General features: G+C 65.8%; 13 protein-coding genes. 11 read left to right on the forward strand and 2 right to left on the reverse strand.

Features of this window, described 5'->3' with window-relative positions:
• Positions 1-95 precede the first annotated feature (95 nt).
• From ahcY to DPM33_RS10115, 11 genes are all read left to right on the forward strand, one after another.
• Positions 96-1,496 carry an adenosylhomocysteinase gene (gene ahcY, locus DPM33_RS10065; protein ID WP_112097232.1) on the forward strand — a complete coding sequence of 467 codons (1,401 nt, stop codon included), beginning with the start codon at positions 96-98 and terminating at the stop codon, positions 1,494-1,496.
• 190 nt (positions 1,497-1,686) lie between these two features.
• Positions 1,687-4,266: a sensor histidine kinase gene (locus tag DPM33_RS10070; RefSeq protein ID WP_112097233.1), complete on the forward strand. Its 2,580-nt coding sequence runs from the start codon at positions 1,687-1,689 to the stop codon at positions 4,264-4,266.
• Between the two features lie 9 nt (positions 4,267-4,275).
• Positions 4,276-5,787: a tRNA (adenosine(37)-N6)-threonylcarbamoyltransferase complex ATPase subunit type 1 TsaE gene (gene tsaE, locus DPM33_RS10075; RefSeq protein ID WP_112097234.1), complete on the forward strand. Its 1,512-nt coding sequence runs from the start codon at positions 4,276-4,278 to the stop codon at positions 5,785-5,787.
• Positions 5,784-6,506, forward strand: a complete 723-nt coding sequence (locus tag DPM33_RS10080) for a nucleotidyltransferase family protein (protein ID WP_112097235.1) — start codon at positions 5,784-5,786, stop codon at positions 6,504-6,506. Before tsaE ends, DPM33_RS10080 begins: the two co-directional genes overlap by 4 nt.
• A complete protein-coding gene (gene addB, locus DPM33_RS10085; protein ID WP_112097236.1) occupies positions 6,503-9,622 on the forward strand; it encodes a double-strand break repair protein AddB in 3,120 nt (1,039 codons plus the stop codon). The genes DPM33_RS10080 and addB overlap by 4 nt, the downstream gene beginning before the upstream one ends.
• Positions 9,619-13,131 carry a double-strand break repair helicase AddA gene (addA, locus tag DPM33_RS10090; RefSeq protein WP_112097237.1) on the forward strand — a complete coding sequence of 1,171 codons (3,513 nt, stop codon included), beginning with the start codon at positions 9,619-9,621 and terminating at the stop codon, positions 13,129-13,131. The genes addB and addA overlap by 4 nt, the downstream gene beginning before the upstream one ends.
• A 74-nt stretch (positions 13,132-13,205) precedes the next feature.
• Complete coding sequence (gene trxA / locus DPM33_RS10095; protein WP_112097238.1) at positions 13,206-13,529, forward strand: thioredoxin; 324 nt, start codon at positions 13,206-13,208, stop codon at positions 13,527-13,529.
• 232 nt (positions 13,530-13,761) lie between these two features.
• Positions 13,762-14,043, forward strand: coding sequence for a cupin domain-containing protein (locus DPM33_RS10100; RefSeq protein ID WP_027166948.1), 282 nt, complete (start codon positions 13,762-13,764; stop codon positions 14,041-14,043).
• Positions 14,044-14,097: 54 nt separating this feature from the next.
• Positions 14,098-14,895: a sulfite exporter TauE/SafE family protein gene (locus DPM33_RS10105; RefSeq protein ID WP_112097239.1), complete on the forward strand. Its 798-nt coding sequence runs from the start codon at positions 14,098-14,100 to the stop codon at positions 14,893-14,895.
• Between the two features lie 46 nt (positions 14,896-14,941).
• A complete protein-coding gene (locus DPM33_RS10110) occupies positions 14,942-15,190 on the forward strand; it encodes a type II toxin-antitoxin system VapB family antitoxin (protein ID WP_112097240.1) in 249 nt (82 codons plus the stop codon).
• A complete protein-coding gene (locus DPM33_RS10115) occupies positions 15,187-15,600 on the forward strand; it encodes a type II toxin-antitoxin system VapC family toxin (protein WP_112097241.1) in 414 nt (137 codons plus the stop codon). Before DPM33_RS10110 ends, DPM33_RS10115 begins: the two co-directional genes overlap by 4 nt.
• A 27-nt stretch (positions 15,601-15,627) precedes the next feature.
• Here DPM33_RS10115 and DPM33_RS10120 read toward each other — a convergent pair whose 3' ends face one another.
• Both DPM33_RS10120 and DPM33_RS10125 read right to left on the reverse strand, forming a co-directional pair.
• Positions 15,628-16,047 (reverse strand): VOC family protein, encoded by a 420-nt coding sequence (locus DPM33_RS10120; RefSeq protein WP_112097242.1) that lies wholly within the window; start codon positions 16,045-16,047, stop codon positions 15,628-15,630.
• A gap of 53 nt (positions 16,048-16,100) precedes the next feature.
• Positions 16,101-17,426: a bifunctional folylpolyglutamate synthase/dihydrofolate synthase gene (locus tag DPM33_RS10125; RefSeq protein WP_112097243.1), complete on the reverse strand. Its 1,326-nt coding sequence runs from the start codon at positions 17,424-17,426 to the stop codon at positions 16,101-16,103.
• Positions 17,427-17,469 lie beyond the last annotated feature (43 nt).

Below are 17,469 nucleotides of genomic sequence, written 5' to 3' on the forward strand. Positions count from 1 at the left end.
CGGCCGATCTGCTAGTCAGGCCGGCAATTCGCGCCCTCCATGCGCCGTCCCGGCGCCGGCGCGGTTCTTGAGATAAATCACACCGGAGCACTGCCATGACGGGTAGCAAGGACTATGTGGTCGCCGATATTTCGCTTGCCGGCTGGGGCCGCAAGGAGATCGAGATCGCCGAAACCGAAATGCCGGGCCTGATGGCCTGCCGCGAGGAGTTCGGCGAGAAGAAGCCGCTCAAGGGCGCGCGCATCACCGGTTCGCTGCACATGACCATCCAGACGGCGGTTCTGATCGAAACGCTGAAGGCGCTGGGCGCCGACATCCGCTGGGCCTCTTGCAACATCTTCTCGACGCAGGACCACGCGGCGGCCGCGATTGCCGAAGCCGGCATTCCGGTCTTCGCCATCAAGGGCGAGTCGCTGGAAGACTATTGGGACTACACCGACCGCATCTTCCAGTGGACCGACGGCGGCACCTCGAACATGATCCTCGACGACGGCGGCGACGCCACCATGTACATCCTGCTCGGCGCGCGCGCCGAGGCCGGCGAGGACGTGCTGTCCAATCCCGGCAGCGAGGAGGAAGAGATCCTGTTCGCCCAGATCAAGAAGCGCCTGAAGGCATCGCCCGGCTTCTTCACCAAGCAGAGGGAGGCGATCCGCGGCGTCACCGAGGAGACCACCACCGGCGTCAACCGGCTCTACCAGTTGCAGAAGAAGGGCCTGCTGCCCTTCCCGGCGATCAACGTCAACGATTCCGTCACCAAGTCGAAATTCGACAACAAATATGGCTGCAAGGAATCGCTGGTCGACGGCATCCGCCGCGGCACCGACACGATGATGGCCGGCAAGGTCGCCGTGGTCTGCGGCTATGGCGACGTCGGCAAGGGCTCGTCGGCCTCGCTGCGCGGCGCCGGCGCCCGCGTCAAGGTTACCGAGGTCGACCCGATCTGCGCGCTGCAGGCGGCGATGGACGGCTATGAGGTGGTCACGCTGGAAGACGCCGCCCCCATCGCCGACATCGTCATCACCACCACCGGCAACAAGGACGTCGTCACGCTCGACCATATGCGGTCGATGAAGGACATGGTGATCGTCGGCAATATCGGCCACTTCGACAACGAGATCCAGGTGGCGTCGCTGCGCAACCTGAAATGGACCAACGTCAAGCCGCAGGTCGACCTGATCACCTTCCCGGACGGCAAGCGCATGATCCTTCTGTCCGAAGGACGCCTGCTCAACCTCGGCAACGCAACCGGCCATCCGAGCTTCGTCATGTCGGCCTCGTTCACCAACCAGGTGCTGGCGCAGATCGAGCTTTTCTCCAAGCATGGCCAGTATCAGAACCAGGTCTATGTGCTGCCCAAGCACCTCGATGAGAAGGTGGCGCGGCTGCATCTCGACAAGCTCGGCGCCAGGCTCACGGAGCTGTCCGGCGAACAGGCCGCCTATATCGGCGTGACGCCGCAGGGTCCGTTCAAGCCGGAACACTACCGCTATTAACCAAAGCGAAATTATCTACCAGATATTGAAGCCGGGTGGTTGACTTTCCGCCCGGCTTTATTTTTTGCACCAATGATTCTTCACGCCGATTCCGGCAGGCGTTATTGTTGTGATTCGCGGTCCGGGGACAGGATGGGCCGGGGACGCATTCAGGGCGGTCTTGCATTCAAGCGGCGAAGAGGACCAAGACATGCCGGGGGATTACCCGCTACGCGCGGGAAAGGCCGTCTCCGGCGGCCAAACGGATTCGAACGAGGCCGGCCGGGCCATGAAAGGCGGCGGCTTTCGTGACGGCGCGCGGCAGGCCTTGCTGCTTGCCACTTCGGCGCTCGCCAGTCCGCTGCTTGCCGTCGCCGCCCACGCCGAGACACGCATCCCGGGAAGGGCCGTGGCGCCGGTCAGCGCCGTCGAGGTCATGCAGCTCGCCATGTTCGTCGGCGTCATGGGCGCGGCGCTCGTCTCGGCCATCTTCCTGATCCGCGAGCGCGCCCGCACCGCTTCGCAGAATGTCCAGCTCAGGTCCCGCATCGCGGACGTCAACGCGGCGTTGCAGCGTTCCGAGGCGCTGCTCAATCTGCGCGACCAGCGCCTGATCGTCTGGACCACGGAGAACAAGAAGGCCGAGCTGATCGGCAGCCTGCCCCTGGAAAGCGGCGCGCCGGACGACAGGTCGGCATTCCTCGCCTTCGGCCGCTGGCTGATGCCGCGTTCGGCGGCGGCGCTGGAGCATGCGGTCGCCGCGCTGCGCGAACAGGCGAAAGCCTTCGATCTCGTCATCGAAACGCAGGCCGGCGTGCCGCTGGAAGTGCATGGCCGCAAGAGCGCGGCCCATGTGCTGGTGCGCTTCGTATCGCTGTCGGAAACGCTGCGCAGCCAGGCCAGGCTGAAGATCGAGAACCAGCGGCTCAGCGCTGAGTACGACACCATGGTCGGCCTGCTCGACGCGTTGAAGATGCCGGCATGGCTGCGGGCGGCGGACGGCCGATTGCAATGGGTCAACCGCGCCTATGCCGAGGCGGTGGAGGCGGAAAGCGCGGCCACGGCGGTGCGCGATGCCAAGGAATTCCTCGGCGGCCAGGCACGCGAGCAGATCGCCGAGCAGCACAAGTCGCGCCCGGTGTTCGAGCAGACGCTCTCCACCGTGATCGAAGGCGACCGCCGCATGTTCGCGGTCACCGACTTCGCCGGCGCCGACGGTTCGGCGGGGCTCGCCTGCGACACCAGCGCCGCCGAGACGATCCGCGCCGAATATGAGCGGACCGTGCGCAGCCATGCCGACACGCTCGACCAGTTGAACACCGCTGTGGCGATCTTCGACACCGAGGAAAAGCTGCGCTTCTTCAACCAGGCGTTCCAGAAGCTGTGGGGCCTCGACTCGGGCTTCCTGCTCAGCGCTCCCTCCAACACGCTGCTGCTCGACCGGCTGCGCTCAGAAGGCAAGATCGCCGAACAGCCGGAATGGCGGCGCTGGAAGGAGAACCTGCTCAGCGCCTATCGCGCCGTCGAATCGCAGGAACACTGGTGGCATCTGCCGGACCGCAAGACGATCCGCGTGGTGGCGAACCCGCAACCGAAGGGCGGCGTCACCTGGGTGTTCGAGAACCTCACTGAAAAGATGGACCTCGAAAGCCGCTACCAGACCGCCGTGCGGGTGCAGGGCGAGACGCTGGACAACCTCGCCGAAGGCGTGGTGGTGTTCGGCCCGGACGGGCGGCTACGCCTGTCCAATCCGGCCTTCGTCGCGCTGTGGGGGCTGACGGTCGAGGCGGTCAAGCCCAATGTCCATGTTTCGGCGATCCGCGACCTGTGCGACCAGCGGGCCGCGAACAGCCCGTGGGGCGGTTTCGTCGCCGCGGTCACCGGCTTCGACGACGAGCGCCGCGACCGCCGCGGCCAGATCGAGCTGATGAACGGCAACGTGTTGAGCTACGCGGTGATCCACCTGCCCAACGGCCAGGTGATGATCACCTTCGTCGACGTCACCGACACCGTCAATGTCGAGCGGGCGCTGAAGGACAGGAACGAGGCGCTGGAGAAATCCGACCAGCTGAAGAACGAATTTGTCCAGCACGTGTCCTATGAGCTGCGCTCGCCGCTGACCAACATCATCGGCTTCACCGAGCTTCTGTCGCTGCCCTCGACAGGCCCGCTGACCGCGAAGCAGAGCGAATATGTCGAGCATGTCGGCTCGTCGTCATCGGTGCTGCTGACCATCGTCAACGATATTCTCGACCTGGCGACCGTCGATGCCGGCATCATGCAGCTCGACATCTCCGAAATGAATATCGACCGGACGATCGCGGCGGCCGCCGAACTGATCGCCGACCGGCTGGACGAGCACCGGATCAAGCTCGAAATCGATGCGGCGCAGGCGCCCGCAAGCTTCCATGGCGACGAGACCCGCATCCGCCAGATCCTCTACAACCTGCTCAGCAACGCGGCGAACTACGCGCCCGAGGCGAGCACGATCCGGCTTACCTGCCGTCGGTTGACCGACAGCGTCGAGTTCTCGGTGCATGACGACGGCCCCGGCATGCCGCCCGACGTGCTGGAATCGGTCTTCCGCCGCTTCGAGCCGCGCGCCAATGGCGGGCGGCGGCGCGGCGCCGGGCTGGGCCTGTCGATCGTCAAGAGCTTCGTCGAACTGCACGGCGGCAGCGTGCGCATCGAGACCGGCAAGGACAGAGGCACCACGGTCATCTGCACCTTCCCGGACAAACCTTCGGGTATCCCGGATACGCCGGCGGGCATCCGCGACGCGGCCGAGTAGCGCGGCCGCATGGCAGGGACGGTGCTCGAGCGTTTTCTCGTCGACGAGGCGGCAACGGCAAGGCTTGGCGAGGACCTCGCCTTGGCGTTGCGCGCCGGCGATACGATCGCGCTGCGAGGCGATCTCGGCGCCGGCAAGTCGACGCTGGCCCGCGCGCTGATTCGGGCGCTCGCCGACGACGCCAATCTCGAAGTGCCGAGCCCGACCTTCACGCTGGTGCAAAGCTACGAGACGCGCATTCCGGTCCATCATTTCGACCTCTACCGGCTGTCCACACCGGACGAGCTCGACGAGCTCGGCCTCGACGATGCGCTCACCCAAGGCGCGGCGCTCATCGAATGGCCGGAGCGGGCCGGAGACCGATTGCCGGGGAATGCGCTGTGGATCGATCTGGCCGAGCATGGCGAAGGCCGCGTGGCGCGGCTGTCGGGCCAGGGACCGGTCTTCGAGCGCGTGGCGCGATCGCTGGCCATGCGCGATTTCCTGGCTTCCGCCGGATGGGGCGAAGCCAGCCGCCGCCATTTCGTCGGCGACGCTTCCGCCCGCTCCTACGAAATCGTCGCGCTGCCCGGCCAGGCGCCGCGCGTGCTGATGAACTCGCCGCGCCTGGTGCTCGGACCACCAGTGCGCGGCGGCAAGCCCTATGCGGTGATCGCCCATACGGCGCAATCGGTCACGGCCTTCGTCGCCATCGACCGGGCGCTGCTCGCGGCCGGCGTCAGCGTGCCGGCGATCCATGCCCAGGACCTCGACCAGGGCTTTCTGCTCATCGAACATCTCGGCTCAGAAGGATTTTTGGGCGGCGACGGCCAGCCGATCGCCGAGCGCTATGAGGCGGCAGCGGAACTGCTGGCCATGATGCACGGCAAGGCCTGGCCCGCGCGCATGGAAGCAGCGCCCGGCGTGTTCCACGACATGCCGCCTTTCGACCGGGAAGCCATGCTGATCGAGGCCGATCTGCTGGTAGACTGGTATGTGCCATGGATCACCGGCCAGCCGGCAAACGACGAATTGCGGGCAGGCTATCACCGGGTCTGGAATGCCCTTCTCGATCGCCTGGCGGACAGCGAATACACGCTGATGCTGCGCGATTTCCATTCACCCAACATCATCTGGCGCGCGGAGCGATCGGGCCTCGACCGGCTCGGCATCGTCGACGTGCAGGACGCGCTGATCGGGCCGGCCGCCTATGACGTCGCCTCTTTGGCCATGGACGCGCGCGTCACCGTCTCGCCCGACATCGAGCGGCGGACGGTGGCGGCCTATGTCGCGGCGCGCCGTGCGGCCGGCGCATTCGACGAAGCCGGTTTCGCCGAGGCCTATGCGATCATGGCGGCACAGCGCAATTCGAAGATCCTCGGCATCTTCGTGCGGCTCGAAAAGCGCGACGGCAAGCCTTACTATTTGAAGCACCTGCCGCGTATCCGCGATTATCTGAGGCGGGCGCTGGCGCATCCGGCGCTGGCTGGCCTGAAGGATTTCTACATGGCCCACGGCCTGCTCGAGGAACGGGTCCCATGAAGCCGACGACCGCGATGGTGCTGGCGGCAGGGCTTGGCAAGCGGATGCGCCCGATCACCGACGCGATGCCGAAGCCGCTGGTCAAGATCGCCGGCAAGACCTTGCTCGACTGGGGGCTGGACAGCCTTGAGGCCGCCGGCATCGCCAAGGCCGTCGTCAACGTGCATTACCTGCCCGAGCAGATCGTCGCCCATGTTGCCAGCCGCAAGGCGCCGAAGATCGTCATCTCCGACGAGCGCGAGGTGCTGCTGGAATCGGCGGGCGGCATCGTCAAGGCGCTGCCCCTGCTTGGCAGCGAACCCTTCTACATCATCAATGCCGACACCTTCTGGATCGACAGCGGTAAACCCAGCCTCGAGCGCCTTGCCCTTGCATGGGACGCCGCCAGAATGGATATTCTGCTGATGCTCACCGATCTCGACTCAGCGACCGGGCACTGCGTCGGCACCGATTTCCTGGTGGCGCCGGACGGCGCGCTCGCGCGCTCCAAGGGCGACCCCACCGGCCTGATCTATGCCGGCGCCGCCATCATCCATCCGCGCATCTTCAAGGACGCTCCCTCAGGCTCGCACTCGCTGAACGTCTATTTCGACAAGGCGATCGCCGCCGGGCGCCTGTTCGGCATGAAGATGAACGGACGCTGGATCACCGTCGGCACGCCGGACGCGATCCCCGCCGCCGAAGCGGCGGTGGCCGGCGCGCTCGCGAAAGCGGTATGAGCGGCGCGCGCCGCGTCTTTTCCATCCCGCCCGGAGCGCCGTTCCTGCCGACGCTGGCCGAAGCGTTGCTCGACGGCCGCCTGATCCCCGGCTTCCGCTTCGACGGCGATCCGCTGGCGCTGGCCGACGCCACCATCTATGTGCCGACACGGCGCGCGGCGCGGGCGCTGCGCGGCGCCTTCGTCGACAGGCTCGGTCAACGCTCGGCCATCCTGCCGACGGTGCGGCCGCTCGGCGAGTTCGACGAGGACGAGGCGGCCTTCGACGCCGAAGCGGCGTCGGCCATCGAGCTCGCGCCGCCGATCGCCGCGCAGGAGCGGCTGCTGTTGCTGGCGCCCTTGGTGCGCGCCTGGAAGGAAAGCCTGCCGGCGCATGTCCGGGCTCGGTTCGACGAGGAATTCGTCGTGCCGACCTCGACCGCAGACGCCATCTGGCTGGCGCGCGACCTCGCCCGGCTGATGGACGAGATCGAGACCGAAGGCACCGATTGGGCGAAGCTCTCGACACTGGTCACCGGCAACCTCGCCGGATGGTGGCAGGTGACACTCGATTTCCTCGGCATCGTCACAGACAACTGGCCGGAACTGCTCAAGGAGCGCGACCGCTCCAACCCGGCCGCGCATCGCAGCGCGCTGATCCGGCTGGAAGCGGCGCGGCTGAAGCGCAATCCGCCGGCAGGGCCGGTGATCGCCGCCGGTTCGACCGGTTCCATTCCCGCCACCGCCGAACTGCTCGGCGTGATCGCCGGTTTGCCCAATGGCGCCGTGGTGCTGCCGGGACTCGACCGCGAGCTGGATGACGCATCCTTCGCTGCAATAACGGCGCCTGGCGCGCGTCCGGCAACGCTCGGCCATCCGCAATTCGGCCTTGCCAAGCTGATCGGCGGCATCGGTATTCTGCGCCGCGATGTCGAGGATATCGTCGCGGCGTCACCGCCGCTCGCGCTGCGCTCGGCTCTTGTCGGCGAAGCGTTGCGGCCGGCCGAAACCACGGAGTATTGGACCGAAACGCGGCCACGCTTCATGGCGGGCGATGTGGAACAGGCGCTTGCCGGCGTGACGCTGGTGGAAGCGGCGAACGAACGTGACGAGGCGGCGGCAATCGCCATCGCGCTGAAGCGCGCGGTTGAGATCCCCGGCAAGCGCGCGGCGCTCGTCACCGGCGACCGCGCGCTGGCGCGGCGGGTTTCGGCCGAGCTTCTGCGCTTCGGCGTCGTTGCCGACGATTCCGGCGGTGTGCCTTTAGCCAACACGCCGGCCGCCAGCCTGCTCAGGCTGGCGCTCAGCGCCGCGTTCCGGCCAGGCGATCCGGTGGGCCTGCTCGCCTTGCTCAAGCATCCGTTGCTCGGGCTTGGTCTGGAACGCCGGAGTGTGCGCAAGGCTGCCGAACTCGTCGAGTTGGTCGCCTTACGGGGAGGCACGGGCCGGCCCGATGTCGCATCGCTCGGCGCGCTTTTCGAGACACGGCTCGCGGAGCTGAGCGGCGACACAAGGCAGCCTTTCTGGTTTTCACGCCTGACCGTGCGCGGCATCGAGCAGGCGCAAGGCATGCTCAGCCACCTCACCAAAGCGCTTTCGCCGCTGACCGCGATGCGCCATGAGAAAGACGCCGATATTGCAACACTGACGCGCGCGAGCGTGGTCGCGCTGGAGGATCTGGGCCGCGCCGCCGATGGCAGCTTGGCCGAGCTCTATGCCGGTGACGCGGGCGAGAAACTCGCCGAACTGCTGCGTGGGCTGGTTGCCGCAGCCTCGCCCTTCACTTTCGCGGCCGGCGAATGGCCGGACGTGATGGAGGCGCTGATCGCGCCGGAGACGGTGAAGCCGGCGCAAGGCACCGACCGCAACATCGCCATCTGGGGCGCGCTGGAAGCCCGATTGCAGAACGTCGACACGCTGGTCATCGGCGGGCTGAACGAAGGAGTCTGGCCGCGCAAACCCGAGAGCGACCGCTTCATGTCGCGGCTGATGAAGACCGGCATCGACCTCGAGCCGCCGGAACGGCGCATCGGCCTTGCCGCGCATGATTTCCAGATGGCGATGGGCACGAAAGAGGTCTTGCTGACTCGTTCGGCGCGCTCCGGCGATGCACCGGCGGTGCCGTCGCGCTGGCTGCAGCGCATGCTGACCTTCATCGGCAAGGAGCCGGCGGCAACACTTAGCCGGCGCGGCGATGCGCTGCTTGCCTGGGCGCGCGCGCTCGATGCCGGCGAAAGGAAGGATTTCGCGGCGCGCCCGCAACCGAAGCCGCCGCTCAGCATGCGGCCGCGGCATTTCTCGGTCACCGAGATCGAGACGCTGCGCCGCGACCCCTACGCGGTCTATGCGCGGCGCATCCTCGGTCTGATGCCGCTCGAGCCGCTGATCCGCGATCCGGGCGCCGCCGAACGCGGCACGCTGTTCCACGAAATCCTGCATCTGTTCTCGCGGCGGGTCGGGGATCCAAGGGCGCCAAACGCGCTGGCCAGCCTCATCGAGGCCGGGCGGGTTTGCTTTGCCGACGCAAAGCTTCCGCTCGATATCGAGGCTGTCTGGTGGCCGCGTTTCGAGAAGCTGGCCGAAAACATCATCGAATGGGAGCATACGCGCGCCGACGCCGTTGCCCGGCGCTATGCCGAGGAGCGCGCCGAGAAAACGGTGGTCGGCCGCACCGGTGTGACGCTGTCCGGCTATGCCGACCGCGTCGACCTGCTTGCCGGCGGCATGGCCGACATACTCGACTACAAGACCGGCTCCTCGCCCTCGAAAGCGCAGGCGCACACGCTTTTGTCGCCGCAGCTGGCGCTTGAAGGCGCGTTGCTCAGGCGCGGCGCGTTCAAGGAGCTCGGCATTCGCGAGCCCTCGCAGCTTGCCTTCGTGCGGCTGAAGCCGAATGGCGAGGTGTTCGAGGAATCGATCCTCGAATACAACCGCAAGCCCCGCACCGCCAACGACCTGTCCGAGGAAGCCTGGGCGCGGCTGGAGCGGCTGCTTTTCCATTATGCCGACCCGACCGCCGGCTATCTGTCGCGCGCGCTGCCTTTCCGCGAGGGCGAAGCCGACGGCGACTACGACCATCTGGCGCGCGTGCTCGAATGGTCGGCGGGCGGGGCCAGCGAAGACGAGGTGGACGGATGAAATATCCGATCCCCTCCGATACCGCCGCCAGCCAGGCGCGCGCCTCCGATCCGGCCAATTCCGCCTGGGTGTCGGCCAATGCCGGCTCCGGCAAGACGCATGTCTTGGCACAGCGCGTCATCCGGCTTTTGCTCAACGGCACCGACCCGTCGAAGATCCTGTGCCTGACCTATACGCGGGCGGCCGCCGCCAACATGTCGAACCGTGTATTTTCGACCTTGTCGGAATGGACGGTGCTTCCCGATGCGGAGCTTGGCGCGCGGATCGCGGCGCTCGACGGTCGCGGCGCCGACCGCGACATGATGCGGCGCGCGCGCCGGCTGTTTGCCGAAGCGCTGGAGACGCCGGGCGGGCTGAAGATCCAGACCATCCACGCCTTCTGCGAATCCGTGCTGCACCAGTTTCCGCTCGAAGCCAACATCCCGGCGCATTTCGAGATGCTCGATCCGCAGATGGAGGCCCCGCTGTTCGGCGATGCCCGTCGCGACATGATCTCGGGTGCCGGTGCCGGCGTCGAAGGCCTGGCGGAAGCCTTTGCCACCGTTTTGGAACGCGGCGGCGAGTTCGGCCTCGATACGCTGCTTGCCGAGATCGTCGGCAAGCGCGACGATCTGCGCGACTTCATCGCCAAGCTCGGCAAGGATCGGGATTTCCGGCCGCTGTTCGCCGAATTTGGCTTCAGGCCCGGACAGACGGCAGATGACATCGCCGCTTCGCTTTGGCCGCTGCCCGGCTTCGCACCCAGCCAGTTCGCCGAATTCGCGCAGGCCGCCGAAGCCACCGACGCGCGGCAGGTGCTGAACAATGTCCTCCCCTATGCACGCGGCGCATTTGCCGAAGCGGATCCGATCCGCCGGCTGCGGCTGCTGGCAAAGGCCTTTCTCAAGGCAGGCGGCGACCCCTACGACCCGCCCAAGATCTTCAAGAAGGCGCTGGTCGACCGGCTGCCGGATCTGCCGGAACGCTACCTTGCGGCGGCCAAGGCGATCCTCGACGTGTCGGACCGGCTGGCGCTGTTCCGCATGCTGGAAGGCACGGCGGCGGCGCTCGCCATCGCCGGCTGGCTGATCGCACGCTATGAGCATTTGAAGCGCGGACGCGGCTTCCTCGATTTCAACGATCTCATCACCCGCACGGTCAGCCTCTTGTCGCGGCCCGATGCCGGGCCTTGGGTGCAGTTCAAGCTCGACCAGGGCATCGACCACATCCTGCTCGACGAGGCGCAGGACACCAGCCCCGACCAATGGGAGGTGGTGAAGAAGCTGACCGAAGAGTTCTTCGCCGGGCTCGGCCAGCGCGAGGCGGTGCGGCGGACCGTCTTTGCCGTCGGCGACGAGAAACAGTCGATCTATTCCTTCCAGGGCGCCGCGCCGGATTCCTTTGCAGAAAGCCGGCTGTTGTTTGCCAGCCGCGTGCGCGACGCGGAAGCTGCCTTCGCCAATCTCAAGCTCACCTGGTCGTTCCGCTCCAGCGACGATGTGCTTGCCGCGGTCGACCGCGTTTTTGCCGAGCCGGGCGTCAGGCGCGGCATCAGCCACGATCCCGATCCGCTCAGCCACAAGGCGATCCGCAATGACGCGCCGGGCTATGTCGAGGTGTGGCCTTCGATCGGCGCCGAAATGGTCGAGGAACCGGACGACTGGACCCTGCCGGTCAACCATGCAAGCGCGCCGGCCGTGCGCGTGGCCGAGCATGTGGCGACGACCATCCAGACCTGGCTCAAGCACGGCGAGATCATCGAGGGCAAGGGCAGGAAACTGACCGCCGGCGACATCCTCGTCCTGGTGCGCAAGCGCGACCGCTTTGTCCATGCGCTGTCGCGCAGCCTCAAAAACCGCCAGATCCCGGTTGCCGGCGCCGACAGGCTGAGCTTGCCCGGCCATATTGCCGTGCAGGACCTGATTGCGCTCGGACATTTCCTCATCCAGCCGGAGGACGACCTCTCCCTGGCCGCGGTGCTGCGCAGCCCGATCTTCGAGGTTTCCGAGGAAACATTGCTGGCATTTGCCGGCGAAAGGCCGAAGGGCCAGTCGCTGATTGCCTCGCTGCGACAGCATGCGGCCGGCGACGAGGCCCTTGCCGCTGTCGTTAGCCGGCTCGACGCTTGGGCGAGCGACGTGGCATTCAAGCCGGTGTTCGAATTTTATGCCTCGGCGCTGGCACGTGATGGGTTGCGGCGCAAGATGACGGCGCGGCTGGGGCCCGAAGCCGGCGACATCCTCGACGAGTTCCTGAGTTTCTGCCTGGCCGAGGAACGCACCGGCCTGCCGGGGCTGGAATCCTTCCTGTCGACGCTGGAAAATGCCGGCCCCGAGATCAAGCGCGAGATGGACCAGACGCGCGACGAGGTCCGCGTCATGACCGTGCATGCCGCCAAGGGCCTGGAAGCGCCGGTCGTCTTCCTCGTCGATGGCGGCTCGGCGCCGTTCAGCGACCAGCATCTGCCGCGGCTGATGCCGTTCGAGAGCTCGGGTGCTGAATGGAAAGGCAAGGGCTTTCTGTGGCGCTCGGCGAGTGACGTCGCCAATGGCGTCTCGAAGGCGGCCTCGGTGCGGGCGCGCGAGCTCGCCGACGACGAGTACCGGCGGCTGCTCTATGTCGGCATGACCCGCGCCGAGGACCGGCTGGTCGTCTGCGGCTATCACGGCAAGCGGCAGCCGAGCGCCGGCACCTGGCATTCGATCGTCAGCCGGGCATTGCTAAGTGCCCCCGAGAGTGCCGAACGCCGCCATCCCGCGACGGCCGATGTGGCCGTTCACCGCTTTCACATGACGAAACTGCCGCCGGTGGCGCCGACCGGCGCCGTGGATGCAGGGCCCTTCGAGCACACAGCGCCGCTGCCCGAAAGCCTGTTCAGGCCGCTGCCGCCCTATGAGGAACTGCCGCGGCCGCTTTCGCCTTCCGGCGCCTCGGCGCTGATCGACGAGGCGAAGGACGCCGTCCCCGATACGCGCTCGCCGGTGCTCGACACTGCCGCCGAGCCTGGCTTCGCGGTCGTGCGCGGACTTGCCCTGCACAAATTGCTGCAGATGCTGCCCGGCATCGCCGAGGCGGAGAGGCGAGATGCGGCCGAACGCTATCTGGCGCGCGCCGGCGCCGACTGGCCGGACGGCGAGCGCAACAGGGCACTGGAAGCGGTGCAATCGATCCTGTCCGACAGCCATTTCAGTGCGCTGTTCTCGCCGTCCTCGCGCGCCGAGGTTGGGGTCATGGGCAGTCTTGAGGTGAAGGGCAAGCTGCGCTCGATCTCCGGCAAGATCGACCGGCTGGCGGTCACGCCGCAAACGGTCTCGATCGTCGACTACAAGACCAACCGGCCGGCGCCCGGGACCCTAACGGATGTGCCGCCGGCTTACGTGTTGCAGCTCGCGCTCTACCGCGCGCTGCTTAAGCCGCTCTATCCCGGCCGCGCGGTGACGGCCGCGCTGCTGTTCACCGAGGCACCGCGCCTGATCGAGCTGCCGGCCAGCGTCATGGACGATGCCCTTGCCCGACTCACAGCAGCGTGACACAAGAACTGCTTGAATAGTGCAGCCACAACCACCACATTTGGTGCAACTCGAGTTTTCGAAAGGATTTCAGCATGGCCACCGTCAAGGTCGACAAGGGCAATTTCCAGGCCGATGTGCTCAACGCCAAGGAGCCGGTCGTGGTGGATTTCTGGGCGGAATGGTGCGGCCCGTGCAAGATGATCGGCCCGTCTCTCGAAGAGATCGCCACCGAGCTCGGCGGGAAGGTCAAGATCGCCAAGCTCAACATCGACGAGAACCCCGAGCTTGCCGCGCAGTTTGGCGTGCGCTCGATCCCGACGCTGATGATCTTCAAGGGTGGCGAAGTGGCCGACATGAAGGTGGGCGCCGCGCCGAAGACCGCGCTGTCGCACTGGATCAACGGCAGCCTCGCCTGAGCCAATCCGAAAGCTTCAAGGACAAGCCCGGTCATCGCGCCGGGCTTTTTCTTTGGCGCCATGGCTGACCGTCTTCTGGCCCTGACATAGGAGCGCGTCATTTTCTTCTCTAGAGCAATTCCAGGAAAAGTGTGTGCGGTTTTCCGTCCGGAATTGCATCAACATAGGGAGATAGAGCGGTTCGCCGTTTCCGTGAAACGGTGAAACGCTCTAGCGGAAAAGGGAGAGCTCCATGACCGGAACAGCCAAGGCCACAGTCCACGTCGACAATGAGCGGGTGATCGTCACCGAATACCGCTTCGCGCCGGGCGCCAACACGGGCTGGCATCGCCACGGCCACGACTATGTCGTGGTGCCGCTGATGGACGGTAAGGTGAAGCTGGTGACCAAGGACGGCGAATCCTTCGCCGAGATGAAGCAAGGCGCGCCTTATTTCCGGAGGGAAGGCGTCGAGCACGACGTCATCAACGCCAATGACGGCGAATACGCCTTCATCGAAATCGAGCTGAAGTAGGCTTGCCGTGATCGTCGATTTGCACGGGTCCATCCCGGCATCGTGCGACATGTCATGGGTATAATACCGCTCTTCGCCTTTGCCGGCTTCGCGGCGATCGCCGCCTATGTCCAGACGCTGACGGGGTTCGCCTTCGGTCTGGTGATGATGGGCGCGATCGCGCTTGTCGGCCTGCTGCCGCTGCCTGACGCGGCCGCGATGGTCGGCATGCTGACCCTGGTCAACGCCACGCAAATGCTGATCCAGGGCGGCTGGCGCGAGGTTGCGCATCGGGAACTGCGGCTGATCCTGTTCGCAAGCCTGCCGTCGCTGTTGCTGGGTTATGCCCTGTTGGAATGGCTGGCGGACACGCGGGCCGACCTGCTGAAGGTCGGACTTGGCCTGGTCATCATGATGTCCAGCCTGCAATTGGCGATCAGGCCTGCCTGCCTGGCGAAACGGTCGTCGGACGCGAGTTTCGTCGGCTTCGGCGTCATTTCAGGACTGATGAGCGGGCTGTTTGCGACCGGCGGCCCACCACTCGTCTACCATCTCTTTCGCCAGCCGATGCCGCACGAACGCGTGCGCGAAACGCTGGTCACCGCCTTCGGCGCCGCGCAGGTGGTCCGGCTTATCCTTGTGGCGGCAAGCGGCAACTTGCCCACCATGTCGCCCGTCGCGCTCGTCCTCGCCATACCGGCTGTAATGCTGATGACCTATGCGGCGCGCCGCTGGCCGCCGTCGCTGTCGCAAGGGACGATGCGAAGGATCGTCTTCGTGCTGCTTTTCCTGTCAGGCCTGTCGCTGGCGCTGCCCGCCGCGATGCATCTTGCGGTTGGAACACTGGTGGCTAGCCATCATCTGCCATCTTGATGGCTTGTTTCAATGGGTCTATATTTCGGCAAACGGAGTTTCGCAGATGGCCGAACCACAACTCTCAGTACGCAGCGCTAAGGCGCGCGACCTTGCTCATCGACTTGCGCGTCGCGAAAATCGCTCAATAGCCGATGTCGTCGAACGCGCGCTTGAGTCTTATGAGATCCGTGAAGCGGGGCGCGAACCCGCAGCCTCGTTCTATGCTCGTCTGGCGGCTAACAATGGCGCCGACATCGATCTGGAGAAAGTGATCCGCGAAGAACGCCAAGTGCATGCGGGGCCGGAGCTTTGATTTTCGTCGATACCAATGTGATCTCGGAAACCCTCAAGAAGGTTCCTAACCCAGCCGTCCTGGCCTGGCTTGTCCGGAACGACGCCGAATTGGCCCTTCCCACCGTGACGATCGGTGAAATCGCTTACGGCATCCAAAAGATACGACCCGACGAGCGCGCCGATCGCCTGGAGCAGGGGCTTTCTCAGTGGCGCCATCGCTTTGCCGACCGCATTTTTGGCCTGACGGAGGAAGCTGCCCTGGCTTACGGCGAGATCATGGAAACCGCCTCGCGCCAAGGCAGGGGCATGACGGCTCCGGATGGCATGATTGCGGCGATAGCACGCGTGAATGGCGGTCGGCTGGCTACACGCAATCCGAGCAACTTCAGCTCAACCGGCCTTAACTTGATCTCACCTTGGGATTTCTGAGCGGGCGCGGAACCGAACCGCCCCGCCCTACCAATCCGCGACGCGATCGCCGCCGGTGAACTGCGCGCTTTTGCCGGTGTACTCGAACAGCTCGATCTTCACGCCGTTGGGGTCGGCGATCCAGGCTTGGAACGTGTCGTCGCAGGCGAGTTTCTTCGGCGTGACTTCTACGCCTTTCGAGCGGATGTGGGCGATTGCCGCGTCGATGTCTTCCACCTCAAGGCAGAAGTGGTTGATCTGGTTGGTCTCGCTGAAGCTGGCCTCGGTCTTCTCGAACACCTCGACATGGCTGCGACCGCCGCAATCGAGGTAGAAGCCGAAGATCTTGCCGTCACGCAGGAAATTGAACCGCGTGTCCATGCCGAGTACATCGCTGTAGAAGCGGCGCGTCGCCTCCAGGTCATGCGCGAAAATGCAGACATGGGCGAGCTGCTTCACTTTGATCATGGCCGGTTCCTTTCGGCCCCCGCCGAAATCCGCAGCGCTATCTTTATTGCGCCTCAGGTCGGCGGCGTGCCGTTCTCGGCCAGCACGGCGCCGGCGAAGTAGAGCGAGCCGCCGATGAGGATGCGCGGCGCCGGGCCGTCCCAACTGTCGCGCAAAAGCATCAGCGCGCTGGCAACGGAGCTGACCGGCTCGGCCGACAGGCCGGCCTCTTCGGCACGCAATGCCAGTTCGTCATTCGGCACGCCGGCTTCGCTGTTGGTCACCGGCACGGTGTAGACATGGCGGGCAAGGCCCTTGAAGGCGCCGAAATAGCCGGTCTGGTCTTTCGTGTTGATCATGCCGGAGATCAGCACCAGCGGCCTTGGGTTCTTCTCCTCCTGCTCGGCCAGCGCCTCGGCGACGACGATGCCGGCGCCTGGGTTGTGGCCGCCGTCCAGCCAGATCTCGGCGCCCTTGGGCGCGAGGTCGACCAGCTTGCCCTGCGTCAGCTTCTGCATGCGTGCCGGCCAGGCGACATGGGTCATCGCCTTTTCGGTGGCGCGGTGGCTGATCTCGAAGCCGGCCGCTTTGACGGCGGCGATCGCCGCGGCGGCGTTGGCGTATTGGTGACGCCCCGGAAGGCGCGGCGAAGGCAGGTCCATCAAGCCGTCCTCGTCCTGATAGACCATGCGGCCGTTCTCCTCGAAGGCGAGAAAATCCTGGCCATAGACAACGGTCGGGCAATCCAGCCGCTCGGCCGTCTCGATCAGCACCTGAAGCGCGGTATCGCTTTCCTGGGCGCCGATCACCACCGGGCAGCCGCGTTTCATGATGCCGGCCTTTTCGGCGGCGATCAGCTCGACGCGGTCGCCGAGATAGGCTTCGTGGTCCATCGAGATCGGCATGATCACCGAAACCGCCGGCCGCCTGATGACATTGGTGGCGTCGAAGCGGCCGCCGAGGCCGACCTCGATGATCGCCGCCTCCGCCGGGTGCTCCGAAAACAGGATGAAAGTGACGGCGGTGAGTATCTCGAAAACGGTGATCTTCTGGCCGCCATTGACTTCCGCGACACGCGCGATGGCCTCGGCGAAAACATCGTCTTCGACGAGCTTGCCGCCGCCTTCGGCCGCCAGCCGGTAGCGCTCATGCCAGTTCACCAGATGCGGTGAAGTGTGGACATGGACGAGATGGCCGGCCGCTTCCAGCAGCGCGCGCGAGAAGGCGGCGCAGGAGCCCTTGCCGTTGGTGCCGGCGATGTGAATGACCGGCGGCAGCCGGTCCTGCGGATTGCCGAGGCGTTGGAGAAGTCTGGTGACGCGGTCCAGCGAAAGGTCGAAGCCTTTCGGATGCAGCGTCATCAGATGTTCGATTTCGCGGTCGGCGGAAAGCGTTGTCATGGTGGAATCCTAGCGCATGGCCCCGAAACCGGGAATCGGTTTC

Origin of the sequence: Mesorhizobium hawassense (assembly GCF_003289945.1) — a bacterium.
GTDB classification, from domain to species: Bacteria; Pseudomonadota; Alphaproteobacteria; order Rhizobiales; family Rhizobiaceae; genus Mesorhizobium; species Mesorhizobium hawassense.

What these genes read in the sequence shown, in the direction of transcription:
- ahcY (WP_112097232.1), top strand. Translation starts at nt 96, where the DNA reads ATGACGGGTAGCAAGGACTATGTGGTCGCCGATATTTCGCTTGCCGGC.
- DPM33_RS10100 (WP_027166948.1), top strand. Translation starts at nt 13,762, where the DNA reads ATGACCGGAACAGCCAAGGCCACAGTCCACGTCGACAATGAGCGGGTG.
- trxA (WP_112097238.1), top strand. Translation starts at nt 13,206, where the DNA reads ATGGCCACCGTCAAGGTCGACAAGGGCAATTTCCAGGCCGATGTGCTC.
- DPM33_RS10110 (WP_112097240.1), top strand. Translation starts at nt 14,942, where the DNA reads ATGGCCGAACCACAACTCTCAGTACGCAGCGCTAAGGCGCGCGACCTT.
- addB (WP_112097236.1), top strand. Translation starts at nt 6,503, where the DNA reads ATGAGCGGCGCGCGCCGCGTCTTTTCCATCCCGCCCGGAGCGCCGTTC.
- DPM33_RS10125 (WP_112097243.1), bottom strand. Translation starts at nt 17,426, where the DNA reads ATGACAACGCTTTCCGCCGACCGCGAAATCGAACATCTGATGACGCTG.
- tsaE (WP_112097234.1), top strand. Translation starts at nt 4,276, where the DNA reads ATGGCAGGGACGGTGCTCGAGCGTTTTCTCGTCGACGAGGCGGCAACG.
- DPM33_RS10070 (WP_112097233.1), top strand. Translation starts at nt 1,687, where the DNA reads ATGCCGGGGGATTACCCGCTACGCGCGGGAAAGGCCGTCTCCGGCGGC.
- addA (WP_112097237.1), top strand. Translation starts at nt 9,619, where the DNA reads ATGAAATATCCGATCCCCTCCGATACCGCCGCCAGCCAGGCGCGCGCC.
- DPM33_RS10080 (WP_112097235.1), top strand. Translation starts at nt 5,784, where the DNA reads ATGAAGCCGACGACCGCGATGGTGCTGGCGGCAGGGCTTGGCAAGCGG.
- DPM33_RS10105 (WP_112097239.1), top strand. Translation starts at nt 14,098, where the DNA reads ATGGGTATAATACCGCTCTTCGCCTTTGCCGGCTTCGCGGCGATCGCC.
- DPM33_RS10120 (WP_112097242.1), bottom strand. Translation starts at nt 16,047, where the DNA reads ATGATCAAAGTGAAGCAGCTCGCCCATGTCTGCATTTTCGCGCATGAC.